At 67.7% G+C, this 25,180-nt stretch carries 21 protein-coding genes and 4 pseudogenes; 15 read left to right on the top strand and 10 right to left on the bottom strand.

The genetic code is table 11. From position 1 onward, the window contains the following. Positions 1–1,194: an LCP family protein gene (locus EPN51_RS12770; protein ID WP_293042817.1), complete on the bottom strand. Its 1,194-nt coding sequence runs from the start codon at positions 1,192–1,194 to the stop codon at positions 1–3. A 52-nt stretch (positions 1,195–1,246) separates the two neighbouring features. Next, complete coding sequence (locus tag EPN51_RS12765; protein WP_293043247.1) at positions 1,247–2,032, bottom strand: DUF2470 domain-containing protein; 786 nt, start codon at positions 2,030–2,032, stop codon at positions 1,247–1,249. Positions 2,033–2,125: 93 nt separating this feature from the next. On the opposite strand from EPN51_RS12765, the gene pheA reads away from it, so the two are divergent. Both pheA and EPN51_RS12755 read left to right on the top strand, forming a co-directional pair. After that, positions 2,126–3,076 carry a prephenate dehydratase gene (pheA, locus tag EPN51_RS12760; RefSeq protein WP_293042816.1) on the top strand — a complete coding sequence of 317 codons (951 nt, stop codon included), beginning with the start codon at positions 2,126–2,128 and terminating at the stop codon, positions 3,074–3,076. Continuing rightward, a complete protein-coding gene (locus tag EPN51_RS12755; protein ID WP_293042815.1) occupies positions 3,073–3,759 on the top strand; it encodes a histidine phosphatase family protein in 687 nt (228 codons plus the stop codon). Before pheA ends, EPN51_RS12755 begins: the two co-directional genes overlap by 4 nt. Positions 3,760–3,767: 8 nt before the next feature. On the opposite strand, the gene EPN51_RS12750 is transcribed toward EPN51_RS12755, so the two are convergent. Continuing rightward, on the bottom strand, positions 3,768–3,959 hold the full coding sequence (locus tag EPN51_RS12750; protein ID WP_293043245.1) for a hypothetical protein: 192 nt from the start codon (positions 3,957–3,959) through the stop codon (positions 3,768–3,770). A gap of 6 nt (positions 3,960–3,965) precedes the next feature. Continuing rightward, positions 3,966–4,360, bottom strand: a pseudogene (locus EPN51_RS12745) (metallopeptidase family protein); the annotation flags it as partial. 14 nt (positions 4,361–4,374) lie between these two features. Between EPN51_RS12745 and EPN51_RS12740 the strand changes: the two are divergent. Then, positions 4,375–4,443: pseudogene (locus EPN51_RS12740) on the top strand (hypothetical protein); the annotation flags it as partial. A gap of 392 nt (positions 4,444–4,835) precedes the next feature. Here the strand turns inward: EPN51_RS12740 and EPN51_RS12735 are convergent. Beyond that, positions 4,836–5,438: pseudogene (locus EPN51_RS12735) on the bottom strand (septum formation family protein); the annotation flags it as partial. A gap of 421 nt (positions 5,439–5,859) precedes the next feature. Between EPN51_RS12735 and serS the strand changes: the two are divergent. Beyond that, positions 5,860–7,113, top strand: coding sequence for a serine--tRNA ligase (gene serS, locus EPN51_RS12730; RefSeq protein WP_293042814.1), 1,254 nt, complete (start codon positions 5,860–5,862; stop codon positions 7,111–7,113). On the opposite strand, the gene EPN51_RS12725 is transcribed toward serS, so the two are convergent. Beyond that, positions 7,110–7,595 (bottom strand): DUF2834 domain-containing protein, encoded by a 486-nt coding sequence (locus EPN51_RS12725; protein ID WP_293042812.1) that lies wholly within the window; start codon positions 7,593–7,595, stop codon positions 7,110–7,112. The two genes, serS and EPN51_RS12725, sit on opposite strands and share 4 nt — an antisense overlap. Positions 7,596–7,664: 69 nt before the next feature. Here EPN51_RS12725 and EPN51_RS12720 point away from each other — a divergent pair, with 69 nt between their 5' ends. Both EPN51_RS12720 and EPN51_RS12715 read left to right on the top strand, forming a co-directional pair. Beyond that, a complete protein-coding gene (locus EPN51_RS12720) occupies positions 7,665–8,312 on the top strand; it encodes a TetR/AcrR family transcriptional regulator (RefSeq protein WP_293042811.1) in 648 nt (215 codons plus the stop codon). A gap of 48 nt (positions 8,313–8,360) precedes the next feature. Continuing rightward, positions 8,361–9,917, top strand: a complete 1,557-nt coding sequence (locus EPN51_RS12715; RefSeq protein WP_293042810.1) for an NAD(P)/FAD-dependent oxidoreductase — start codon at positions 8,361–8,363, stop codon at positions 9,915–9,917. Between the two features lie 130 nt (positions 9,918–10,047). Here EPN51_RS12715 and EPN51_RS12710 read toward each other — a convergent pair whose 3' ends face one another. Both EPN51_RS12710 and EPN51_RS12705 read right to left on the bottom strand, forming a co-directional pair. Further along, a complete protein-coding gene (locus tag EPN51_RS12710; protein WP_293042809.1) occupies positions 10,048–10,389 on the bottom strand; it encodes a hypothetical protein in 342 nt (113 codons plus the stop codon). Further along, on the bottom strand, positions 10,386–11,936 hold the full coding sequence (locus EPN51_RS12705) for an MBL fold metallo-hydrolase (RefSeq protein WP_293042807.1): 1,551 nt from the start codon (positions 11,934–11,936) through the stop codon (positions 10,386–10,388). The genes EPN51_RS12710 and EPN51_RS12705 overlap by 4 nt, the downstream gene beginning before the upstream one ends. A gap of 189 nt (positions 11,937–12,125) precedes the next feature. Between EPN51_RS12705 and EPN51_RS12700 the strand changes: the two genes are divergently transcribed. From EPN51_RS12700 to EPN51_RS12685, 4 genes and pseudogenes are all read left to right on the top strand, one after another. Then, complete coding sequence (locus EPN51_RS12700) at positions 12,126–12,893, top strand: 1-acyl-sn-glycerol-3-phosphate acyltransferase (protein WP_293042806.1); 768 nt, start codon at positions 12,126–12,128, stop codon at positions 12,891–12,893. 6 nt (positions 12,894–12,899) lie between these two features. Beyond that, a pseudogene (locus EPN51_RS12695) lies at positions 12,900–13,668 on the top strand (lysophospholipid acyltransferase family protein). Between the two features lie 14 nt (positions 13,669–13,682). Further along, complete coding sequence (locus EPN51_RS12690; RefSeq protein ID WP_293042805.1) at positions 13,683–14,468, top strand: 1-acyl-sn-glycerol-3-phosphate acyltransferase; 786 nt, start codon at positions 13,683–13,685, stop codon at positions 14,466–14,468. Positions 14,469–14,487: 19 nt separating this feature from the next. Beyond that, entirely contained in the window at positions 14,488–15,300 is an 813-nt protein-coding gene (locus EPN51_RS12685) for an HAD family hydrolase (protein ID WP_293043242.1), read from the top strand. Positions 15,301–15,421: 121 nt separating this feature from the next. On the opposite strand, the gene EPN51_RS12680 is transcribed toward EPN51_RS12685, so the two are convergent. Next, positions 15,422–17,071: an LGFP repeat-containing protein gene (locus EPN51_RS12680; protein WP_293043239.1), complete on the bottom strand. Its 1,650-nt coding sequence runs from the start codon at positions 17,069–17,071 to the stop codon at positions 15,422–15,424. Between the two features lie 129 nt (positions 17,072–17,200). After that, a complete protein-coding gene (locus tag EPN51_RS12675) occupies positions 17,201–18,166 on the bottom strand; it encodes a PirG (RefSeq protein WP_293042803.1) in 966 nt (321 codons plus the stop codon). Positions 18,167–18,418: 252 nt separating this feature from the next. Between EPN51_RS12675 and glf the strand changes: the two genes are divergently transcribed. From glf to aftB, 5 genes are read left to right on the top strand one after another with little or no spacing between them, the layout of a single operon-like run. Continuing rightward, on the top strand, positions 18,419–19,627 hold the full coding sequence (glf, locus tag EPN51_RS12670; RefSeq protein ID WP_293042801.1) for a UDP-galactopyranose mutase: 1,209 nt from the start codon (positions 18,419–18,421) through the stop codon (positions 19,625–19,627). Then, positions 19,624–21,510, top strand: coding sequence for a glycosyltransferase (locus tag EPN51_RS12665; RefSeq protein WP_293042799.1), 1,887 nt, complete (start codon positions 19,624–19,626; stop codon positions 21,508–21,510). The genes glf and EPN51_RS12665 overlap by 4 nt, the downstream gene beginning before the upstream one ends. Further along, on the top strand, positions 21,503–22,063 hold the full coding sequence (locus EPN51_RS12660; RefSeq protein WP_293042797.1) for a phosphatase PAP2 family protein: 561 nt from the start codon (positions 21,503–21,505) through the stop codon (positions 22,061–22,063). Before EPN51_RS12665 ends, EPN51_RS12660 begins: the two co-directional genes overlap by 8 nt. Next, a complete protein-coding gene (locus EPN51_RS12655; RefSeq protein ID WP_293042795.1) occupies positions 22,047–22,964 on the top strand; it encodes a decaprenyl-phosphate phosphoribosyltransferase in 918 nt (305 codons plus the stop codon). The genes EPN51_RS12660 and EPN51_RS12655 overlap by 17 nt, the downstream gene beginning before the upstream one ends. Further along, positions 22,951–24,942, top strand: coding sequence for a terminal beta-(1->2)-arabinofuranosyltransferase (gene aftB, locus EPN51_RS12650; protein ID WP_293042793.1), 1,992 nt, complete (start codon positions 22,951–22,953; stop codon positions 24,940–24,942). Before EPN51_RS12655 ends, aftB begins: the two co-directional genes overlap by 14 nt. Positions 24,943–25,180 lie beyond the last annotated feature (238 nt).

The raw sequence follows: 25,180 nt of genomic DNA, 5'->3' as shown, positions 1-25,180 counted from the left end.
CTACTGCCGGCCATCCTGCGTGGCGGGAGGTATTTGTGCGTCGGTGGCCAACGCCTGGAACAACCGACCGGCCTCGTCGTGATTCCACACCACCACCGCGCCGACGTCACCGCTGGTGAACTCTCCGATCGGGACGGTCATGCTGGTGGTGGATCCGTGCAGCGCCCAGCCGAGCCGGGCCAGATCCCACGCGTGGTCACCCTGGTCGACGGTCAGGGCGTCAGCGGCGGCGCGCGGCACCGAATACCAGCGCCACGGATTGAGCCACACCACCGGACTGCCGGCACGATGCAGCAGCTCCGCCACGAACTGGCGTTCATTGACCATCCGGTCCAGGTCTGCCCGCGGGGTGGCACGCGTCCTGACGTATCCGAGGGCGTGGCGGCCGTCGAGAGTCTGGCAGCCGGCCGGCAGGTCGATGCCCGCTAACGGGTCGCTGACCGGTGTCTTCGGGCACACCGTCACCCCGCCGAGCGCATCCACCACGGCGGCGAACCCGCCGAACCCGATCTCGGCGTAGTGATCGATGCGCAAGCCGGTCGCCTGTTCCACCGTGCGGACCAGTAATTGTGCGCCGCCCATCGCGAACGCGGCGTTGATCTTGTCCTTGCCGTGGTCCGGGATCGGCACATAGGAGTCGCGCGGTATCGACACCATCGTCGTCGGAACGCCGGATCCGACGCCCGGCACGTGAACCAGCAGGATCGTGTCGGTACGACCATCGCCGACGTCGCCGCCCGTGGCCAACTCCTGTTGCCGCTCGGCGCTCAGATCCTGACGGCTGTCCGAGCCGACGATCAGCCAGTTGGTGCCGCGGCCGGGCCCGGGGCGTTCGGGATAGTCGGCGAGCACCTGCTGGCGGTGCAGTTTGGTGTCGAACCAGACGGCCCCGGCGACGACGCCCGCACCGACCAGCAGCGCGCCCACCAGCAGGGCCGAGAACACCGTTCGGACCCACCGGCGCCGACTCCGGGATGCCTTCGGCGCGTGTGGTCGTGGCGGGGGTTGTCGCGGTGCTGGGGGGACGGCCGCGGGGACCGGCGGCATCGGCCGGTTCAGCGGCTGGGTCTCCGCGGTCGGTGATGGCGGCGGGGCACTCGCGCGGCGAATGACCTGGGGCGGCTCGGGGCGCGGTTGGACCGGCGGGCCTCGCCGTGCGGGCCGCCGACGCTGCGGTGAGCGGTCGCCGTTCACCTGGTTAACGTACGTGGCCGGCGGCCGCCGCGCCGGTTCGTCGCGATCCCGGCTAGCCGCGCGCCCGCAACCCGTTGATGAATGGGCACCCCATCAGCACCCGGATGGCCTGCCTCAGTCCGGTCATGTCGTCCACCGGTTTGTGGAACGGCAGCCGGACGTCGTGGTCTCGGTCGTTGCCCTCGACGCGGAACCGCACGCCGTAGCGGTCGAGGCCCAACGGCCGCACCTGCCCGCGCCGCAGCGGCGCGGGCAGCCGGGACACCAGTCGTGCCACAACGTCACTGTGGGCGGTGTCCAGGTGCCACAGCAGGCTCGACTCGAACTCGCAGAACGGGTCGGGCCGGGCCGCAAGAAGATCGTCCACGGTGACCGGTTCCGCGCCGGTCGCATCGGTGACCACGACCGACGCGATCTCGAGCCGCAGCAGCGTGTACCGCTGATCTTCCCCACCGGAGGGCGCACACCTCGGGGTGTCGACTCCCAGCAGGGCCGGATTCGGGCATTCGGTGGCGATCGCGTCGAGCGTGGTGAGGATCTCCGCCGCGGGCACCTCCTGTAGGCGCCCACGCACCCACACCAGCGAGCGGACCGGTTCGCGCAGCGGGAGCGGCGCGTAATCGGTCAGCTCCAGCAGCGCCTGGGATCCCGCGACGGGTCGCTCGTGTTCCCGCTGCACGGGGAGCGCCAGCGCGAAGCAGCCGTTGTCCATCAGGTGATGTACGGGCGTGGGGACCGGATCGTCATGCTCGATCGCCAGGAGTGCGCCGCCGGCGCGCACACACGCGCTGCGAATCCGCTCGGCGGTGGTCGGGGCGTGGCAGCTCAGCGGTAACAACATTCTCATCCTTTAGATTAGGTAAGCCTAAGTTAACTTACACGGGTTGGCGTCGCAAGGGGTTTCTGTCCTGCGCGCCGCTAGGGTTGGGACGTGGCCCGCATCGCTTACCTCGGTCCGGAGGGGACCTTCACCGAGGCGGCGTTGCGACAGATCACCGCCGCCGGTTTGGTTCCCGCACAGCGGCCCGACCGAGTGCGGCCGTTGCCGGTCGAAAGCACCTCCGCGGCGTTGGACGCGGTGCGCGACGGCGCCGCCGACTACGCATGCGTCCCGATCGAGAACTCGATCGACGGTTCGGTGACGCCGACCCTGGACAGCCTGGCCATGGGTTCGCCGCTGCAGGTCTTCGCCGAGACGACGCTCGATGTCGCGTTCAGCATCGTCGTCAAACCGGGACGCCGGGCCGCCGACGTGCATACGTTGGCGGCCTTCGGAGTCGCGGTGGCGCAGGTGCGGCAGTGGGTGGCCGCCAACCTGGCCGATGCCGAACTGCGGCCGGCGTACTCCAATGCCGACGCCGCTCAGCAGGTGGCCGAGGGCCGGGTCGACGCCGCCGTGACCTCGCCGCTGGCCGCCACCCACTGGGGGCTGGACACCCTGGCCGACGGTGTTGTCGACGAACCCAACGCCCGCACCCGCTTCGTTCTGGTCGGGCTGCCGGGGCCCCCGCCGGCCCGCACCGGAGCCGACCGGACGTCGGTGGTGCTGCGCATCGACAACGCGCCGGGCGCGTTGCTGGCCGCGCTCGCCGAGTTCGCCGTCCGTGGCATCGACCTGACCCGAATCGAATCCCGGCCGACCAGAACCGGACTCGGCATCTACCGGTTTTTCGCCGATTGCGTGGGGCACATCGACGACGACGCCGTCGCCGAGGCACTCAAGGCGCTGCATCGTCGTTGTGCAGATGTGAGATACCTGGGATCTTGGCCCACCGGCTCGCCCGCCGGAGCGTTGCCGCCGCCCGCCGACGAGGCGTTGCGCTGGCTGGCGCGGGTGCGTCACGGAAAGCCCGAACAGCCCGCCGGGGGGTCGCAGCGGTGAGCGGTCGCTTGATCCTGGTGCGTCACGGCCAGTCTTACGGAAACGTCGAGCGCCGGCTCGACACGCGCCCGCCCGGCGCGGAGCTGACACCGTTGGGCCGCGACCAGGCCCGGGCGTTCGCCCGCGGGTCGGGCCGCCCGGCGATGCTCGCGCACTCCGTGGCCACCCGGGCCTCGCAGACCGCGGCGGTGATCGCGGGCCAGCTCGCAATGTCCGCCATCGAGGTACCCGGCATCCATGAGGTGCAGGTCGGCCGGCTGGAAGACCGCAACGACGACGACGCGGTCGCGGAGTTCAATGCCATCTACGACCGTTGGCATCGCGGCGAGCTCGATGTGCCGCTACCCGGTGGCGAAACCGGCAGCGACGTGTTGGACCGCTACGTGCCGGTGCTCACCGACCTCCGCCTGCGCTACCTTGACGACCACGGCTTCCACGGTGACATCGTGGTCGTCAGCCATGGCGCGGCGATCCGGTTGGCCGCGGCGGTGCTGGCCGGCGTGGAGGCCGACTTCGCGCTGGACAATCATCTCGACAACACCGAATCGGTGGCCTTGACCCCGATCACCGACGGGCGGTGGAGTTGCGTGCGCTGGGGAACGTTGACGCCGCCCTTTTATCCGGAGGCCGAGGCGACCCCGGTCGCGGACGCGGTGCGGTCAAGCACCGACCCGATGGGCTGACACCCCGATCAGACGGCCAGCGCGACCACTTCGGTGCAGGCACAGCCGACGGCGTCGCAATCGACGACGAAGGCGTGCGGCAACAACTCGGGGCTGAAGCAGTCCGGCTCGGTGCACTCCGACCGGTGCAGTGCGTGGCGAATGATGGTGCCGTGACAGTGATCCAAGCCTGCCCGGCAGTCGCGGCAGTCAGTGCTCATACGTGAGTTCATAGCACCCGCCGCGGAAAGATCCGGGACGCCGCGCCCAGTCAGGCCCAGCCCAGTTCGTGCAGCCGGTCGTCGTCGATGCCGAAGTGGTGGGCGATTTCGTGGATCACCGTGATCGCCACCTCCTCGACGACCTCCGCCTCGGATTCGCACGCGTCCAGCAGCGCCTCGCGGTAGATGGTGATGGCGTCCGGCAGCGCACCGGAGTAGTCGGAGTCGCGTTCGGTCAGCGCCACCCCCTCGTACAGTCCGAGCAGGTCGGCTTCCTCGGGATGGCGGTCTTCGACCAGGACGACGACGTTGTCCATCGCCGCGGCCAGCTTGGGCGGTATCAGGTCGAGGGCGTCGGAGACCAGTTCGTCGAACCGCTGCGGATCCATCCGCACGGACACCCGGCTAGCCCCCCGGTGGGGGTTCGGCCGGCGGGGCCGGCGGGGCGGGCGGTGGCGGCGGCGGGGGCGCCTCGGGTGCCGGGTTGGCGGGCGGCGCGCCGTTATCCGCCGCCGGCGGCTGCGGCGCTTGCTGGGCGGGAGCCTGCTGTTCGGGGGCTTGCTGCGGTTGCTGGGGTTGCGTCACCACCGGTTGCTGCCCGGGGAGGTGCTGATTGTTCGGCGGGATCTCCGGCGGGGTGCCGGACTGGTCGGACGGTGTCTGCCCCGGGACCTGGAGCGGAACCGGCGGTATCGTGAGCCGCTCTTCGGGAATGTCGGGGGGCGGTACCGGGGGCTGGCCGTTGATCAGCAGCTGGCCCTTGGCGCTGTTCAGCAGGGTGGCCCAGCCTCCGTTGCCCAGCGTTGCGCCGATGCTGCAGGCCACCTCGCGGCTGCCGGCCGTCCAGCTGGACAGCGGCACCGTGGGGTAGATCAGCGTCAGGGTCGTGGTGCGCAGCTTGACCGGCGCCAGGTACGCGTCCGTCATCTTGGTGCACGAATCCTTGATGAAGCTGTCCTGGTCCGGCTCGGCGGGCAGGGCGTCGGGGAACTTCTCGGCCAGGTTGACTGTGCCGGTGACCTCCATCGCGTGCGGGGCCGCACAGTCGACCGGCACATCGGTCGGCTGATTGGTCGCCGGATCGATCCCCAGGCAGGTGCGGGCCGGCCAGATCTTGGACTGGTCGATGTCGGCGACCTTGCCCTTGAACGGCTGCTGCTGGTTGTTCATGCCGGGCAGTTGCAGGCCGCACAGCATGCGGCGGTCGCCGGACTGGCGCCAGGCCCGGTCGCCGGGCCACAGCAGGCTGACCGTGAATCTGCTGTTCGGATCGAACTTGAGTCCAAGGTAATTACGGACGGTGGCCTCGCACTGTTCCTGGGTGATCTGCTGGATGCGGGCGGGTGTCGGGGGCGCGGCGTTGGGCCCGTACTCGGCGCCCGGGAACGTCCGCATATCGATGGATTCGGCGACTTCAAACTTGTGGTCATCGCCACAGTTGACGATTTTCGCCGACTCCGGGGTGGTGTCGGGCCACATCAGGCATTCCCCGCGGGAGGCGCGGTTGAAGGCGGCGTCGCTCTTGGCCCCGGTGCTGCGCACGGGGCTGCTGTCGAGGAGCCGTCCCGATCCGGTGCCGACCGGGATGGCGGTGATCAGCCCGGCGATCAACAGGCCGCCGAGCGCGGTCAGCAGCAGCGCTCGCCTGGTCGCCCGGGCCTGCAGGCTGCGCGGCCACAAGAAGGCGGATGGCTGCTGTGCCGACGCCCCATCGGCCGAGGCGGCGGGCGTCTCGACTCCGGGGGCTTCCGAAAGTTCCTTCTCGGGCGCGTGCGACATCGGCTCCATTCTGACAGGACCACCTGAGGCGGGTGACAAAAGTTACGGATGTGAGTCCTGAGCCGGCCAAGCGCGGACACTCCGCCCGCTGGCCGGAGCCGGTGAAAGTAGTCTCAGGGCCGTGATCGACCTGAAGCTGCTCCGGGAAGACCCTGACGCCGTGCGCCGCTCCCAACTGAGCCGCGGTGAAGACCCGACGCTGGTGGACGCCCTGCTGTCGGCCGACGCCGCGCGCCGGGCCGCCATCTCGTCCGCCGACGCGCTGCGGGCCGAACAGAAGTCCGCCAGCAAGAGCGTGGGTGCCGCATCACCCGACGAGCGCCCGGCGTTGCTGGCGCGCGCGAAGGAACTGGCCGAGCAGGTGAAGGCCGCCGAAACCGCCCAGACCGGCGCGGAGGCGGCGTTCACCGCGGCGCACATGGCGATCTCGAACGTCGTCATCGAGGGGGTTCCGGCCGGCGGTGAGGACCACTTCGCGGTGCTCGACATCGTCGGTGAGCCCCCGGCGATCGAAAACCCCAAGGATCACCTGGAACTGGGTGAGTCGCTGGGTCTGATCGACATGCAGCGCGGCGCCAAGGTGTCCGGGTCGCGGTTCTACTTCCTGACCGGTCAGGGCGCGCTGCTCCAGCTCGGCCTGCTGCAGCTGGCACTGCGGCTGGCCGTCGAGAACGGATTCATCCCGATGATCCCGCCGGTGCTGGTGCGCCCGGAGGTGATGGCCGGCACCGGGTTCCTGGGCGCGCACGCCGACGAGATCTACCGGGTCGAGGCCGACGACCTCTACCTGGTGGGCACCTCGGAGGTGCCGCTGGCCGGCTACCACTGGAACGAGATCCTGGACCTGTCCGGTGGCCCGCTGCGGTACGCGGGCTGGTCGTCGTGTTTTCGCCGCGAGGCCGGCAGCTACGGCAAGGACACCCGCGGCATCATCCGGGTACATCAGTTCGACAAGGTCGAAGGCTTCGTCTACTGCACGCCCGCCGACGCCGAGGCCGAACACGAGCGGCTGCTGGGCTGGCAGCGCGAGATGCTGGCTCGCATCGAGGTGCCGTATCGGGTAATCGACGTGGCCGCAGGCGATCTCGGCTCCTCGGCCGCCCGCAAGTTCGACTGCGAGGCGTGGGTTCCGACGCAACAGGCCTACCGCGAGCTGACGTCGACGTCGAACTGCACCACGTTCCAGGCGCGCCGGCTCACCACCCGCTACCGCGACGAGAACGGCAAGCCGCAGACCGCGGCCACGCTCAACGGCACGCTGGGCACCACCCGCTGGCTCGTGGCGATCCTGGAGAACCACCAGCGGCCCGACGGCAGTGTGCGGATTCCCGAGGCGCTGGTGCCGTTCGTCGGTGCCGAAGTGCTTGAGCCCTAAGCGTTTATCGTCGCGCGGTCCTGCTCGTGCCGGCGCTGGCGTTCCATCGTCGCGAAATAGAACGCGAACGCGAACGCGAAGCTGGTGAACAGGCTGGACACAAAATACAGCCAGGGGTGGCGCAGCCCGCGCCGGTAGCCGTCCACGATCGTAAAGATCGGCAGCAGAATCACATTCGCGATCGTGTAGTCCTGGCTGGCCGAGCTGGCGGCCGGGTTGGTGAACATCAGCTTGATGTACTCGGCCCAGCTTCCGTGTTCGCCCCAGAGCGGATTGGTGGATCCGTGCGAGTACTCCTGCACAAAGGTGATGTTGAAGTACCAGCCGAGCGCGACGGAGACGATGCCGACGACGTAGTACACGATTTCCATCGGCGAAAACAGTGGGCCGTTGGCCGGCCGGGCGAAGACCTTCGAGTTCGACCTGACGATCCAGGTGATGACCGCCAGTCCGAGCACCGCGTGAGTGAGTAGCGAGACCATGGGCGCAGTCTCACCCGCGCTACAAAGTTTTGTCAATATTGTCAAAAGAATTCTTGCTACCTTACTGAGATGGTCAGGCCCGCCCAGACGGCGCGCAGCGAACGCACCCGCGAGGCGTTGCGCCAGGCCGCCGTGGTGCGATTCCTGGCCCAGGGCGTCGAAGACACGTCCGCCGAACAGATCGCCGCCGACGCCGGGGTGTCGCTGCGGACGTTCTATCGCCACTTCAGCTCGAAGCACGATCTGTTGTTCGCCGATTACACCGGGCTGCACTGGTTTCGCGCGGCCCTGGACGCCAGGCCGGCCGACGAACCGATCATCGACTCGGTGCAGTCGGCCATCTTCTCGTTCCCGTATGACGTCGACGCGGTCACCAAGATCGCCGCACTGCGCCAAGGCGAACTCGACCCCGGCCGCATCGTCCGCCACATCCGGGAGGTCCAGGCCGACTTCGCCGACGCCATTGCGGCACAGTTGCAACGGCGTGGCCGCGGGACCGACGGTGCCGCGGAGCCGACAGCCGACCAACGGGTGCGCACCGCGGTGACCGCGCGGTGCATCGCCGCCGCCGTGTTCGGCGCGATGGAGGTCTGGATGGTCGGCGACGACCGCTCTCTCGGCGAACTCGCGCGGTTGTGTCACGCGGCGCTGGAGTCGCTGCGAGCGGGGATCACCGACTCCTGGATCACGGCGACAACCCGGCAAGTTTCGTCATAATTGACAAAACTTTGTCGTCGTGCGAGCCTCCTTTTCGGAGGGCAGGACATGACTGGGTATGACGCGATCGTTATCGGTGCGGGACATAACGGGCTGACCGCGGCCGTGCTGCTGGCCAAGGCCGGACTGCGGACGGTGTGCCTGGATCCCAAGCTCTACGCCGGCGGGATGGCCTCCACCGTGGAGCTTTTCGACGGGTACCGGTTCGAGATCGCCGGCTCGGTGCAGTTCCCGACGTCACAGGTGGTGGTCGACGAGCTGGGTCTGGACACCCTGCCGACGATCGACCTCGACGTGATGTCGGTGGCGGTGCGCGGCGTCGGCGACGATCCGCTGGTTCAGTACAGCGACCCCGTCAAGCTGTTCACCCACCTCAACGAGGTGCACGGGGCCGATGCCGTCAACGGAATGGCGGGGCTGATGGCGTGGAGCCAAGGCCCGACACGCGCGCTGGGCCGGTTCGAAGCCGGAACACCGCCCAAGAGTATCGACGAGATGTATGCCTGCGCCACAAACGAATTCGAGCGCTCGGCGATCGATGACATGTTGTTCGGCTCGGTCACCGACGTGTTGGACCGGTATCTGCCGGACCGCGAGAAGCATGGCGCACTGCGCGGTTCGATGACCGTGCTGGCCGTCAACACGCTGTACCGTGGCCCGTCCACGCCGGGCAGTGCGGCCGCGCTCGCCTTCGGCCTCGGGGTTCCCGACGGCGACACCATGCAGATGAAGAAGCTGCGCGGCGGCATCGGCGCGCTCACCTCGCACCTGTGCGACGTGCTGGCCAGCCACGGCGGCGAAGTTCGGTTGCGTACCAAGGTGACCGAGATCCTGGTCGCGGACGGGCGGGTGACCGGAGTGCGCACCGAGGCGGGCGAGACGTTGAACGCCCCGATCGTCGTCTCCGGCATCGCCCCGGACATCACCCTTAACGAAATGATCGATCCCGGCGCGCTGCCCGCCGACATCCGGGAGCGCTATGCGCGCATCGACCACCGCGGCAGCTACCTGCAGATGCACTTCGCGCTGGACGAGGCGCCCGCCTTCACGCCGCCGTACGAGGCCCTCAACGAGCCGGCCATGCAGGCCTCGATCGGCCTGTTCTGCACGCCGGAGGAAGTCCAGCGGCAATGGGAGGACGCTCGCCGCGGGATCGTTCCGGCCGACCCGACGGTGGTCTTGCAGATCCCCTCGCAGAACGATCCGGACCTCGCCCCGCAAGGCAAGCACGCCGCGTCGGCATTCGCCTTGTTCTTCCCGATCGAGGGCGACGTGGATTACGGGCAGGCGAAGGTCGAGATGGGTCAGCGGGTGATCGACAAGATCACCCGGCTCGCACCGAATTTCGAACGCAGCATCGTTCGGCACACCACCTTCACGCCCAAGCACATGGGTGTGATGTTCGGGGCGCCGGGCGGCGACTACTGCCACGGCCTGTTGAATGCGAACCAGATAGGCCCCAACCGGCCCGGCCCGAGGGGTTACCTGGGCCAGCCGATCCCGATCGACGGTCTGTACCTGGGCAGCGCGGGTTGTCACGGCGGTCCCGGGATCACGTTCATCCCGGGCTACAACGCGGCGCGCGCGGCATTGGACGCGCGCTGACGCGTCGTCCAGCGTGTAACCAGTGCGAGAAATCGCACCAGAATTCGCCATCAGTGCACGTTCGGCGCTGGCCGCCAGCCGCCGCGAGCCGCGCGCCGGCCGCCGGGAACCGGCCGCCGGCCACCTAGGGCTAGCCGCGCCCGCTCATCAATTCGTCGAGCAGCGCGGTGAACTCGTCCGCGCGCGCCGGCGTGAACGCGGGGGTGGGCCAGGTTCCCGGCACGTCAAGGGTGATCAACGTCGACCGCAGCGGCCGTTGCACGTCCAGGGGGAGCCAGCGGCGGAAGTCCGAGCTGCCCCAAATCCGGAACCGCTGCGTGAACAGCCCCAGCTTTTCGGCCTTGTACCCGCGGATCGTGTCGAGCGCGATGACCTTCGATGTGCCCGACGGAAAGTGGTAGCGGCGCAGCGTGATCGCCGCGCGATCCAGCTGAACCAGGCCGTCATCGTAGGAGCCGTAGGAGTCGTTCACGCCCGGCGGCTCCGCAGTTGGTGGCCCCGTGCGGTCAGGCAGCGCCCGTCGTCCAACCGCCACTGCCACCCATGCAGGTTGCAGGTCAACGTGTTTCCTTCTACCACACCGAATTTCGATAGATCAGCCTTGAGGTGCGGACAACGGCGCTGAATCTCCCAGCCATCCAGCGTGACGGACGCCGAGTCGTCGTGGGTTTCGCCGAACCAGCCGTCGGCGTAAGCGATCCGTTCGTCGGTCAGGCACTTGAAGAAGGTGTAGAGGTATTCGTTGTAGCCGCCGACGCGCCATGCCCTGAAACGGGTGGACAAGAAGATGGTGTTGACCCAGTCCGGTTCGTGATCGCGCAGCACGGTGCGCACCAACTCCGGTGCTATCGCGAAGCCGTAGCGGACCTTCTCATCCGGAATCCGTTCCCGTACCGCCCGTTTCGGGAAGTCCAGGATCACGGTCTCGGGCCCCAGCGCAAGTTCGACGGGGTAGCCGATCCCGTCGCAGATCTCGTCGCTTTGCGACATGATCGGCTCGAACAGGGCGCGCAGCGGTTCCAGGAGCGGCTCCCCGGCCGCGGGGGCCCAGCTGGCCCGCTGCGCGGCGACGACGGGCGCCATCCGCTCGGCGTACTCGGCGATGTAGTCGGCCTTGCCCGTGGTGAAGATGGCCTCGACCTCGTCGGTGGGCAGCGGGTGGTGCAGCGAATGCAGGGTGGGTCCGGTGAAGTCGGCGGTGGATCCGGGGATCATCAGCAAGCCGCCGTCGTGCCCGTGCGTGCGCATCTGGTCCAGGAACACCATTTGATCCGGGAAGATGTTGGCCGGATCCGCGTGGTCGTCGTTGAGGTGGCGTAACTCGGGATCCAGGAAGCAGGGCGGGCCCGCTGAAGGGACTACCCACGTCGCCCCGACCTGCGCGAGGTATTGGCGGGCGCGGTCCATCTGCCGCTGCCGCTTCTGGACGCCGAACGACTCTTTGGCGCGGGCCGGCATGTCGTAGACCATCGGGTACCAGATGGCTCCGGAGTACTGCAGCAGGTGCACATCGATGTGCCCGAACTCGCACGCCAGCACGTCCAGATCGACCGGCCGGGCGTCGTTCATGTTGAAAACCGTTGTCGCGCCGTCGGAAACCAGCAGTGCCGAATCGCCGATCGGGCCGTCGGCGGGGGCCCGCAGAGCGATGATCATGACGTCGAGGTCGCCCTTGGGGCCGTCGATCCGATGCTTCACTGAATTGCTGGTCTCGAAGAATCGGTGAAAACCCAATTCCTGCAATGCATTTCGCAGGTCTGGCACCGGAAATTCCGGCAGCAGGACGGTCGCGTCCTTGTTGACGTGCTCGGCCAGGTTCTTCGCGTCGAAGTGGTCCTTGTGCAGGTGCGACACATACAGGTAGTCGCAGGCGCCCAAGCTGTCCCAGTCCAGCGTGCTGTTGTCCGGGAACGGGAACCAGGATGCGAAGTAGGCGGGATTGACCCAGGGGTCGCAAAGGATGCTTCCCGCTTGGGTCTCGATCAAGAATCCGGCGTGGCCTACGCTGGTGACCTGCACTGATGCCTCTCCGGGGGACGCTGGCGGGACCGATTCGGTCCCGGCCGGCGATGACGGTTTTCAGTCCCCGAGCTTAGCGCGAGGTACCGGGCCGGGCTCGGTGCCGCAGCCGGGTAGTCGCCGGGCCGGCGGTGCGGATTTTCGGCACCGGAGGCCACCGCGCAGTCCGGAGCACTAGGCTGATGAGCTGTGGAACCGGTTTACGGGACTGTCATTGCACTGGCCCGCTTGGTGTGGCGCGTGCAGGGCCTGAAGATCACCGTCGCGGGCGTAGAGAACCTGCCGAAAAGCGGCGGTGCCGTCATCGCGATCAACCACACCGGCTACCTGGACTTCACTTTCGCCGGGTTGCCCGCCTACCGGCAGGGTCTGGGTCGCAAGGTGCGATTCATGGCCAAGCAGGAGGTCTTCGACCACAAGGTCACCGGGCCGATCATGCGCAGCCTGCGGCATATCTCGGTGAATCGGCAAAACGGGGCCGCCTCCTATGAGGCCGCCGTCCGGCACCTGAAAGACGGTGAGCTGGTCGGGGTTTATCCCGAGGCCACCATCAGCCGCAGCTTCGAGATCAAGGAGTTCAAATCGGGGGCCGCCCGCATGGCGGTCGAGGCCGGGGTGCCGATCGTCCCGGTGATCGTCTGGGGCGCCCAGCGCATCTGGACCAAGGACCACCCAAAGAAGCTGTGGCGGCCGAAGGTGCCGATCATCGTGCTGGTCGGCGAGCCGATTGAGCCGACGTTGGCCATCGAGGAATTGAGGGGCCTGCTGCACTCCCGGATGCAGCACCTGCTGGAACGCGCGCAGGAGATGTACGGAGCGCATCCTGCCGGGGAGTTCTGGGTGCCGCACCGGTTGGGCGGGGGCGCCCCCTCGCTGGCGGAGGCCGCCCGGTTGGAAGCTGAGGAGGCAGCCGCGCGGGCGGCTCGTCGTGCACAGTCCACAGGGGCGCCGGAGTAGTGATCGATGGTGGAGCCGACCTTTCGCGCGCTGGAGCTTCTGGCCCAACTGGTTGTGACGGCCACCGGCACCAAGATCACCTACAGCGGCGAGCACCATATTCCCGAGCGGGGCGGCGCCGTGGTGGCGATCAACCACACGAGCTATGTCGACTTTTTGCCGGCCGCCCTGGCCGTATACCGCCGGGAGCGACGCCTGCGGTTCATGATCAAAGCCGAGATGCAGCGGGTGAAAGTGGTCAATTTCCTGATCAAGCACACCCGCACCATTCCCGGTGGACCGCGGCGCCGGCGCGGGCGCCTATGCGGTCGCCGTGCAGCGACTCCGTGAAGGTGAGCTGGTGGGCGTGTATCCAGAAGCCACGATCAGCCGCAGCTTCGAGCTCAAGGAGTTCAAGACCGGCGCCGCCCGGATGGCCATCGAAGCGGAGGTCCCGATCGTCCCGGTGATCGTCTGGGGGGCACAGCGAATCTGGACCAAGGACCACCCACGTAAACTGGGCCGCGCCAAAATACCTGTCACTGTGCAGGTAGGCGCACCGTTGCAGGTGCGCGAAGACATTGCGCAGACCGACGCTGCCCTGCGCGACTCAATGACCACGTTGCTGCACCGGGCGCAGCAGCACTATCCGAGCGAGCCCGGGGCGTACTGGGTGCCGCACCGGCTGGGCGGAGGAGCCCCGACCCGGGCGGCGGCCGCGCGGATCGAGGCCGACGAGGCGGCGGCCCGATCGGCCAAGGAGGCCGCCAACCCGGCCGAACGCCCGTCGCAGTAGGCGAAGGAGAGGACATGCCCGAGGCGTTCTACCGGTTGGCGGAGTGGATCGTCCCGCCGATGGTCGCCATGCAGGGGACCACGTTCACCTATCAGGGCCTCGAGAACATCCCCGAGCGGGGCGGCGCCCTGCTGGCCCAGAACCACACCAGCTACTTGGACTGGCTTCCCACGCTGCTGGCGGTCCGGAAGCGCCGCCGACGCGCGTACTTCATGATCAAGGCGGAGATGGCCGACGTGAAGGCGGTCAACTACGTCATCAAGCAGTCCCGGCTGATCCCGGTGGATCGCAAGTCGGGACACGACGCTTTCGACGCGGCGGTGCAGCGCATGCGCGAGGGCGAGCTGATCGGGACGCACCCGGAGGCCACCATCAGCCGCAGTTTCGAACTGCGGGAATTCAAGACCGGGGCGGCACGCATGGCGCTGGAAGCCCAGGTGCCGATCGTTCCCATGATCGTGTGGGGCGCCCATCGGATCTGGCCCAAGGACTATCCCAAGAAGGTGGTTCGCAACAAGGTTCCGATCACCGTGGTCGCCGGGCGGCCGCTGCCGCCGCTGGGCACGCCCGAGCAGCTCAACGCGGCGTTGCGTGAGGCGCTCAACGCCCTGCTGTACCGGGTGCAGGAGGAATATCCGCACCCGAAGGACGAATTCTGGGTGCCGCGCCGATTGGGCGGTGCCGCGCCCACCCAGGAGGATTCCCGAGCCATCCGCTTGTCGGAGTTGCAGGACCGGATGCAGACATACGGAACCGACGGCGTCACGCGGCCGGGGCAGACCCAAAGCGGATTGCATTGAGAGGTCGGCCCCGATGACGATGAAGCCGACGCTCATCGCCTGCGACGTCGACGGCACCCTGTTCGACGACGACGAAAAGATCACCCCCCGCACCCGCGACGCCATCCGCGCCGCGGTGGACGCCGGTGCGCAGTTCGTCGTGGCGACCGGACGCCCGCCGCGGTGGATACGTCCCGTCGTCGACGCGCTTGGCTTCGCCCCAATCGCCGTGTGCGCCAACGGCGCCGTGATCTATGACTCCGCGACCGACCGGGTGGTGTCGACGCGCACGCTTTCCGTCGACATCCTGGCCGAGCTGGCGGAGCTGGCGACTCGCGTCATCCCCGGCGTGGGGCTGGCCGTCGAGCGAATCGGCGAGCGCGCCCATGACACGGCGACTCCTCAGTTCGTCAGCTCGCCGGGCTACGAGCATGCCTGGCTGAACCCGGACAACACCGAGGTGTCGATCGAAGACCTGTTGAGTGCCCCGGCGATCAAGCTGCTCATCCGCCGGGCCGGGGCCCGCAGCTCTGACATGGCTGCCGAACTGGCCAAGCACGTCGGCATCGAGGGCGACATCACCTACTCCACCGACAACGGCCTGATCGAGATCGTGCCGCTGGGGATCAGCAAGGCCACCGGTGTGGACGAGATCGCCAGGCCGCTAGAGATCGCCCGCGAGGAGGTGGTGGCGTTCGGTGACATGCCCAACGACCTGCCGATCCTGCGCTGGGCGGGTCATGGCGTGGCCATGGGCAACGCCCATCCCGACGTGCGGGCCGCCGCCGACGAGGTCACCGCCGCCAACAATGACGACGGTGTGGGACGGGTGCTCGAACGGTGGTGGCTTTAGCGCCGCGACGATGCGCGCCGCGCAGGGGCGCGAGGAGGAACGGCGCAATCAACTTTAGCGCCGCGACGGTGCGCGCCGCGCAGGGGCGCGAGGAGGAACGGCGCAATCGGCTTTAGCGCCGCTAGGTCGCCGTCGGGTGCGTCGGTAGCGAGAAGTGTTCGGCAGGTACCGTTGGGCCGCTTGGTAATTGGGTGGCCAGCGGTGTCGTGATGCCGTCCACGACTTCGGTGACGTTTCCGGTCAGCCGCTCGAAGTTCAGCGTTCCATGTTGGAAGTTCTGCGTAATCTGCAGCGGCTCTTGTATTTCCGCACTGGTGGGCAATCCGAGTGGCCCGCGTTCGTAGCTCTGAGAGCCCCAGGCGTCGTAGATGGCGCCGGTGACGGGTTGGGGGCCGGTCTCGGGTGACCAATACATGGCGCCCCGGGCGAAAGTGACAAAGCGTGCGTCACCGGCCGCGCTGTCTTCCGGCGAGGTCGGCGCACCCAGCACGCTGTTCATCCCGCCGATCGCCAGCCAGTGATCATAGATCGCGCCACCCTGCAGTGCCTTGATCAACTCTTCCGGAGGATCGTTGAAATGCGATGCGATATCCCGTATTTCGTCCATCAAGGCGTAGGCGGCGTTGCCCGGGCAATCGGTGTTTCCGACGTCGCGGTGGGTGAAGATGGTCGGTAGCGTCGCGATGGAGCCGGCCGGAAAAGTGGTGTAGTGGCTGCCAGCCGACTCCAGTTGCACCGCGCCCTTGGGGTCGACGCCGTCCATGCTCAGCCGCCAGCCGAGTAGCCGGCCCACGGTTCGCAGTTGGATCGGGGTCGGGGGCACGTCGTCGAAGTTGCCGATCATCGACACGCCCCACGTGTTGCGGTTGAATCCGCCGGTGTGGAACGCCTCGACCGCTTTGGTGAGCCCGCCTGCGCTGCCCTCGAACACCTGGCCGTACTTGTCGACCAGCGCGTTGTAGGCGATGTCGCACCAGCCCAGCGTCTTGCTGTGATAGGTGTAGATGGCCTTGACGATCCCGGCTGATTCCAGCGGTGAATAGTCGTTGCTGCCCGCGGTGTGGTGGACGACCGCGGCGCGAATCCCGTTGTCGTACTGCGGGCTACCGCATCGCAGCGATTCATCGGCACCCCATTCCGCCCGGCTGATGATGGGGGGCGCTTGCCCGGGCATCACCACTCCCGACGGCGGTGTCCACTGCGTTTGGGCCGGCGCTTGCGGCGGGGAGATGAGGACGGCGGAGATGTTCTGCCCGAAGGGCTGTTCCCTGGACGCCGGTCTGTATCCCAAGTCCTTCTTGTCGCTCGGGGATGCCGGAGGCGACTGGGTCGCCGGCGCATCGAGCGGGCGGGTGACCGCGATCTGGACCGTCGTCGTGGTGCCGACGAAGACCGGATCCGTGCCGCGCGGCCCCTCCGTGGCGCCGGTGGGGTGGCCCGACCTCGCCGGGTCGGGTGCCGCGGTTTCGTACTCGGTCTGATACCAGCGTCCCCACGAACCGTCGGGACGCTTGGCACGCACGCGGGTCGACGTGCCGGCCAGGTCGCCGGTCAGCGCGACCAGAGAAAAAGGGGTGTCCTGACCGATTTCGCGAACCGTGACACCCGCACCCAGCCCGATCAGCGGCTGCTCGACGAGTCGGGTGCCGCGCGCCGGCGATGGACTGGAGGTGCCGCGATCGCGTGTCGTGTCCCCCACCCACGAGACGATGACGACGGTCGCCGCGACGGCGGTGAGCAACATCGTCGGGGCGCGACTGCGAGACACCAGCCGATGTTACGTGTGTTTCTAATGTTATCTATGAGACGACACGAGGTTGGGCGAGGCCGAATCTCGGAGGAAAATCGACGGCACCGCAGATGATCCTGCGGTGCCGTCTGGTGGAGGGTTTGCGAAAGATCAGACCGGAGGCAGTACCGGTACCGCGCCGGCGGCTGCCGGCAGCGCACCGGCGGCACCCGCGGCGGCCGGGAGAGCTCCCGCCGCGGCGCCGGGCAGGGCACCCGCGACGCCCGGCAGGGCACCCGCGGCAGCGCCCGGCAGGGCACCCGCGGCCCCGCCGCCCTGCATGCCCTGCGTGATCGCCGGCATCACCAAGCCCTTGAGCAGGTCGATCGCCTGACCGGCGCCCAACTGGTTGGCGGCCTGCATCACGTCGTTGACCAGCCCGCCGCTGGCACCGGAACCCGAGCCACCGCCCAGGCCGGTAGTGCCACCGATGGGCGAAGCGTTACCGAACGTCGACGGGTCGCCGAGGATCGGGTAGGTGCCGCCGACACCCGGGTCCAATCCGGCCCCGGAGTCGATCGGAACTTCGGTCGGAGACAGGGTCGGGCTGCCCAGCCCCGGTGCGACCCCCGCCGGGCTGGTCAGCCCGGGGTTGGACAGCGCGGGGTTGAGCCCGGCGCCCGGGGTCGCGATCCCCGCGCCCGGGGTGGTCGGCAACGCACCCGGTGCGGTGAGCCCGGGCGTCATGGGCGCCATTCCCGGGTTCGTCAAACCGGGGCTCGTCAAGCCGGGGCTGGTCAAGCCGGGATTGGTCAGGCCCGTCGTCCCCAGGCCGGGGGTTCCGAGGCCCGGAGTGCCCAGGCCCGGGCTGGCGAGACCGGGTGTGGCCGCACCCCCGCTCAAGGCGGGCACCGGGGGCATGTTGATCCCGAACTGCGACAGCCCCTGCGATAGCGCACCCATCAGCTCGCCGGGCAGGTCGCTCATCACCGCGGCCTGCTTGAACTCGTGATGCTCGGGCGCCTTGTTGTCGGCCGTCGATTCGTAGACAAGGAAGTATGCGCACGGACTCGCCACTGCCAGGGCGGCAACCGCGCTCATGGCTGTCGAGAGCTTGCGTCGGCGTCGGTTCGGCACGGAAGTCTCCTCTGTCTGACTATGTGTTGTGTCGGCGGTCCCGCCGGTCCTATCTGGCAGGAATCACACATAGTCGATGGTACGAGTGGGGGACTTGTTACTAGAGTGGTGATATTGAATCGTGAGGCAATTGCGACCAGGACTGTGATCGCGGATCCCGGATGTCCCAACGGCCGTGGATAAAACGGCCGGGCCTCTCCCTGGCCTCGCCAAATGGGTTAGGGCGACGGGGTCAGATACCCTAAGCAACCGATGACCGCTCGTTTCGATCTTTTCGTCGTCGGCTCTGGATTCTTCGGACTGACCATTGCCGAGCGCGTGGCTACCCAGCTCGGGAAGCGTGTACTCGTGGTGGACCGCCGCCCGCACATCGGTGGCAACGCCTATTCGGAGGCCGAGCCACACACCGGCATCGAGGTTCACAAATACGGCGCCCACCTGTTCCACACGTCCAACAAGAGGGTCTGGGACTACGTGCGGCAGTTCACTGACTTCACCGACTACCGGCACCGGGTCTTTGCCATGCACAACGGGCAGGCCTACCAGTTCCCGATGGGGCTGGGCCTGGTGTCGCAATTCTTCGGCAGGTACTTCACCCCCGCCGAGGCGCGCAAGCTCATCGCCGAACAGGCCGCCGAGATCGACACCGCCGACGCGCAGAACCTCGAGGAGAAGGCGATCTCGTTGATCGGCCGCCCGCTCTACGAGGCCTTCGTCAAGGGCTACACCGCCAAGCAGTGGCAGACCGACCCCAAGGAGCTCCCGGCCGCCAACATCACCCGGCTACCGGTGCGCTACACCTTCGACAACCGCTACTTCAGCGACACCTACGAGGGCCTGCCCGTCGACGGTTACACGGCCTGGCTGCAGAACATGGCCGGCGACGACCGCATCGAGGTCAGGCTGGACACCGACTGGTTCGACGTGCGCGATCACCTGCGCCAAGAGTCGCCATCGGCCCCCGTTGTCTATACCGGCCCGCTGGACCGCTACTTCGACTACGCCGAGGGCAGGCTGGGCTGGCGCACCCTCGACTTCGAGCTCGAAGTGCTACCCATCGGGGATTTCCAGGGCACACCGGTGATGAACTACAACGACCCCGACGTGCCCTACACCCGCATCCACGAATTCCGTCACTTTCACACCGAACGTGACTATCCGGCCGACAAGACCGTGATCATGCGGGAATACTCGCGGTTCGCCGAGGACGGCGACGAGCCCTATTATCCGATCAACACCGAGTCCGACCGCGCCGTGCTGGCCGCGTATCGAGCCAGGGCGAAGTCCGAAACCGCTTCGTCGAAGGTACTTTTCGGCGGCCGGCTGGGCACCTACCAGTATCTGGATATGCACATGGCCATCGCCAGCGCACTGAACATGTACGACAACGTGCTCGCGCCGCATCTGCGAGACGGCGCAACTTTGACGGAACCCCAGAACAACGAGAAAGGCGCGCGATGACCGCAGTGAGCCTGCTGTCCCGGATCATCCTGCCGCGTCCCGGCGAGCCGCTCGACGTGCGCAAGCTGTATCTGGAGGAGTCGACGACCAACGCCCGGCGGGCACACGCGACGAGCCGCACCTCGCTGGAGATCGGCAAAGAGTCAGAGGTGTCGTTCGCCACGTACTTCAACGCGTTCCCGGCCAGCTACTGGCGGCGCTGGTCCATCTGCGATTCGGTGGTGCTGCGGGTCGAGCTGACCGGAACCGGACGCGTCGACGTGTACCGGACGAAGGCCACCGGGGTGCGAATCTCGGTGGAGGGCCGCCAATTCGTCGGCACCGACGATCAGCCGGCCATCGTCGAGATCGAGGTGGCGCTGCGGCCGTTCGAGGACGGTGGTTGGATCTGGTTCGACATCACCACCGACAGCGCGGTCAACGTGGTGAGCGGAGGCTGGTATGCGACCGAGCCCGCTCCGGTCCCGGCCAACGTCGCCGTCGGCATCCCCACGTTCAATCGTCCCGCCGACTGTGTCAACGCGCTCGCCGACCTCACCGCGGACCCCTTGGTGGACGAGGTGATCGGTGCGGTGATCGTCCCGGATCAGGGCGTGCGCAAGGTGCGCGATCACCCGGACTTCCCGGCGGCGGCCGCAGGCCTGGGCGATCGGCTGTCGATCCACGACCAGCCCAATCTCGGCGGTTCCGGCGGCTACAGCCGGGTGATGTACGAGGCGCTGAAAAACACCGACTGCCAACAGATCCTGTTCATGGACGACGACATCCGCATCGAGCCGGACTCGATCCTGCGGGTGCTGGCGATGCACCGTTTCGCCAAGACACCGATGCTCATCGGCGGTCAGATGCTCAACCTGCAGGAGCCGTCACACCTGCACATCATGGGCGAGGTGGTCAACCAGTCGAACTTCATGTGGACCGCCGCACCGCACACCGAGTACGACCACGACTTCGCCGAATTCCCGTTGAGCGACAAGAACTCTCGGAGCGCGTTGCTGCACCGCCGCATCGACGTCGACTTCAACGGCTGGTGGACGTGCATGATCCCGCGGCAGGTCGCCGAGGAGCTGGGCCAGCCGCTGCCGCTGTTCATCAAATGGGACGACGCCGAATACGGTCTGCGCGCCGGCGAGCACGGGTATCCGACCGTCACGCTGCCCGGCGCCGCGATCTGGCACATGGCCTGGAGCGACAAGGACGACGCCATCGACTGGCAGGCCTACTTCCACCTGCGCAACCGGCTGGTGGTCGCCGCGCTGCACTGGGACGGTGAGATCGCCGGGCTGGTTCGCAGCCACCTCAAGGCAACGTTGAAACACCTTGCCTGTCTTGAGTATTCGACGGTTGCTATCCAGAACAGGGCCATCGACGACTTCCTCGCCGGGCCCGAGCACATCTTCTCGATCCTGGAATCCGCGCTGCCCGAGGTGCATCGCCTGCGCAAGGAGTATCCGGACGCGGTGGTGCTGCCGGCCGCGAGCGAACTGCCGCAGCCGCGCTACCCGAGCAAGGCGATGAAGCCGCCGGTGAACCCGGTGTCGATCGGCTACCGGTTGGCCCGCGGGATCCTGCACAACATGACCAAGGCCGACACCGAGGCCCACCTGAGCCCGGAGTACAACGTGCCGACCCAGGATGCGCGCTGGTTCCGGCTGTGCACGGTTGACGGCGTGACGGTCACGACGGCCGACGGGTGTGGCGTGGTCTACCGGCAGCGGGACCGGCGAAAGATGTTCTCGCTGTTGGGCAAATCGCTGCGCCGTCAGCGTGAGCTGCTCACCCGGTTCGACGAGATGCGCAGGGTGTACCGCGAGGCGCTGCCGGTGTTGTCCAGCAAGCAGAAGTGGGAGACGGCGTTGCTGCCAGCTGCAGAACATGCCTGAGGCCTCTCCCGCAGAGGCCCCGCGCGGTGAAGTGGCCGCGCTGGTCGCCGTCCAGGCGGCACTGGGCGATTTCCCCGGAGCGCTACCGGCGGCGCGGGCACTGTCCCACTTCGGCGAGCACAGCATCGGCTGGGTGGCCGTAGCCGCACTCGGCGCGGTCCTGTCGCCGAAACGGCGCCGGGACTGGCTTCTGGCCGGGGCCGGGGCGTTCGCCGCCCACGCCGCCGCCATCGTCGTCAAGCGGATCGTGCGGCGCCAGCGGCCGCATGACCCGGCCGTCGTGGTGAACGTCGGCACGCCCAGCCAGCTGAGTTTTCCGTCCGCACATGCCACTTCGACCACGGCCGCGGCCATTCTGATGGGCCGGATCACCGGCCTGTCGCTGCCGGCGGTCCTGGTGCCGCCGATGGCGTTGTCGCGGATGTTGCTGGGAGTGCACTACCCCAGCGACGTGGCCTGCGGCATCGCGCTGGGTGCCGTCATCGCGGCGATCGCGCGCCGCGCAGGACAGGTGCAAGAGGTTGTAAGAGGTGACCATGACCGAGGAAACTGAGGAAGTGGTGGCCGGACCACCGACCAACCTGGTCGCCGGGGTGATCAAGGCGCTCCGCCCGCGGCAATGGGTCAAGAACGTATTGGTGCTGGCCGCGCCGCTAGCCGCGTTGGGCGGCCCGGTCCACTACGACTACGCCAAAGTGTTGACCGAAGCGTCCATGGCGTTTGTGGTGTTTTGCCTTGCGGCGTCGTCGATCTACCTGATCAACGACGTGCGCGACGTCGACGCCGACCGCGAACACCCCACCAAGCGGTTCCGCCCGATCGCGGCCGGTGTGGTGCCCGAGTGGCTGGCCTACACCCTGGCGGTGGTGCTGGGCGTGGCCTCGCTGGGCATCGCGTGGGCGGTGACACCCAACCTGGCGCTGGTGATGGCCGTCTACCTCGGCATGCAGCTGGCGTACTGCTTCGGCCTCAAACACCAAGCGGTGCTTGACATCTGCATCGTGTCGTCGGCATATCTGATCCGGGCCATCGCCGGCGGTGCGGCCACCCGCATACCGCTGTCGCAGTGGTTTTTGCTCTTCGTCGCGTTTGGGTCGCTGTTCATGGTGGCCGGCAAGCGTTACGCCGAACTGCAATTGGCCGAACGCACCGGCGCGAAGATCCGCAAATCGCTGGAGAGCTACACCAGCACCTACCTGAGGTTCGTCTGGACGCTGTCGGCCACCGCGGTGGTGGTCTGCTACGGCCTGTGGGCGTTCGAGCGCGACCACCACTCGGGGTCCTGGTTCGCGGTGTCGATGGTTCCGTTCACCATCGCGATCCTGCGCTACGCGGTGGACGTGGACGGCGGGCTGGCCGGGGAGCCCGAAGACATCGCGCTGCGGGACCGGGTGCTGCAGCTGCTGGCGGTGGCGTGGATCGCGACAATTGGAGCCGCCGTTGCCTTCGGTTAGCCCCGAACTGCAGGCGCTCAAAGCGCGCATGATGCGCAGCCGGCCGGTGATCAGGCGGCCCGGCTGGCCGGTGTTCCCGTACACGACCATGGTGCGGGTCAGCCTGTGGATCGGCGTGGCGGTGGTCGCCGTCCTGTTCGCCTGGGGTGGCTGGCAGCGGCGATGGATCGCCGACGACGGACTCATCGTGCTGCGCACCGTGCGCAATCTGCTCGCCGGCAACGGACCGGTTTTCAACCAGGGCGAGCGGGTGGAGGCCAACACCTCCACCGCATGGACGTACCTGATGTACGCCGGCAGCTGGGTCGGCGGCCCGCTGCGCATGGAATACGTGGCTTTGGCTCTGGCACTGGCGCTTTCGGTGCTCGGTGTGGTGCTGCTGATGTTGGGCGCCGCGCGGTTGTACGCACCCAGCCTGCGCGGCCGCAAGGCAATCATGCTGCCCGCCGGGGCGTTGGTTTACATCGCACTGCCGCCGGCGCGTGACTTCGCGACCTCCGGCCTGGAGAGTGGTTTGGCGCTGGCCTACCTCGGGCTGCTGTGGTGGATGATGGTCTGCTGGGCGCAGCCGGTGCGCAACCGCGCGGACAAGAAGGTGTTCGTCGGCGCGCTGGCGTTTGTCGCCGGGTTCAGCGTCCTGGTCCGGCCCGAGCTCGCGCTCATGGGCGGGCTGGCGCTGATCATGATGCTGATCGCGGCCCGGACCTGGCGGCGTCGCGCGCTCATCGTGGCCGCCGGTGGTTTCCTGCCGGTCGCCTACGAGATCTTCCGGATGGGTTACTACGGCCTGCTGGTGCCCGGCACCGCCCTGGCCAAGGACGCGGCCGGGGACAAGTGGTCCCAGGGCATGATCTACCTCTCGAACTTCGACGGCCCGTACGCGGTGTGGATACCTGTGGTGCTGCTCGTTCCGCTCGGCGTGCTGCTGTTCGCCGCCCGGCGCCGGCCGTCGTTCCTGCGCCCCGCGCTGGCGCCCGACTACGGGCGGGTGGCGCGGGCGGTGCACAGCCCGCCGGCGGTGGTGGCGTGGGTCCTGATCAGCGGGCTGCTGCAGGCCCTGTACTGGATTCGGCAGGGCGGCGACTTCATGCACGCGCGGGTGTTGCTGGCGCCGCTGTTCTGCTTGCTGGCCCCGGTGGCCGTCGTCCCGGTCATCGTTCCCGACGGCCAGGACTATTCGCGCGAGACCGGTAACTGGGTTGCCGGCGCGGCGACCGCGTTGTGGCTGGGGCTGGCCGGTTGGGCACTGTGGGCGGCGAATTCACCCGGCATGGGCGATGACGCCACCCACGTCACCTACTCCGGGATCGTCGACGAACGGCGCTTCTACGCCCAGGCCACCGGTCATGCGCATCCGCTGACCGCCGCGGACTATCTGGGCTATCCGCGGATGGCGGCCATCCTGACGGCCCTGAACAACACTCCCGGCGGGGCATTACTGCTGCCGTCGGGCAACTACATCCAATGGGACCTGGTGCCGATGGCCCAGCCCGTCCAGCCGCAGCCCGGCGGTACCGCCGACGAGTCGTCACAAAAATCCCGGCACGCAGTGTTTTTCACCAACCTCGGCATGGTGGGCATGAATGTCGGGCTCGACGTCCGGGTCATCGATCAGATCGGATTGGCAAACCCACTGGCGCAACACACCGAGCGGCTGAAGCACGGCCGCATCGGGCATGACAAAAACCTCTTCCCGGACTGGGTGATCGCCGACGGCCCCTGGGTGAAGGTGTATCCGGGAATTCCCGGCTACTTGGACGCGCAGTGGGTCGCCGAGGCCGTCTCGGCGCTGCAATGCCCCGACACGAAATCGATGCTGGGCTCGGTGCGCGCGCCGATGAACCCGCACCGATTCCTGTCCAACGTGCTGCACTCCTTCCAGTTCACCAAGTACCGCATCGATCGGGTGCCGCGTTACGAACTCGCCCGGTGTGGGCTACCGATACCCGAAGAAGCCCCACCGCCGCCTCGCGAGTAAGCGCTGCGCAGAAGAAATTTCGGCAGATCTCGAACCAATCACCGACCGCCGGCCGCGAGAAAATGGCAGCAACATCACATTTGGCCCCTCACCAGCTCGCAATGGGGGTCAAGCACATGCGGAAACATCGCCTTTTCTACACATGTTCGACATGAAAACCCCTGGGTAGGTGGGTCGCTCGGCGGTTCGTGGGCTCGCCTCGATGCGACCGAATGGTACGACGTGTGGTTGACTACAC

Origin of the sequence: Mycobacterium sp. (genome assembly GCF_004298145.1) — a bacterium.
In the GTDB taxonomy this organism is placed as follows: Bacteria; Actinomycetota; Actinomycetes; order Mycobacteriales; family Mycobacteriaceae; genus Mycobacterium.
This window is presented reverse-complemented; position numbering and strand designations above follow the sequence as displayed.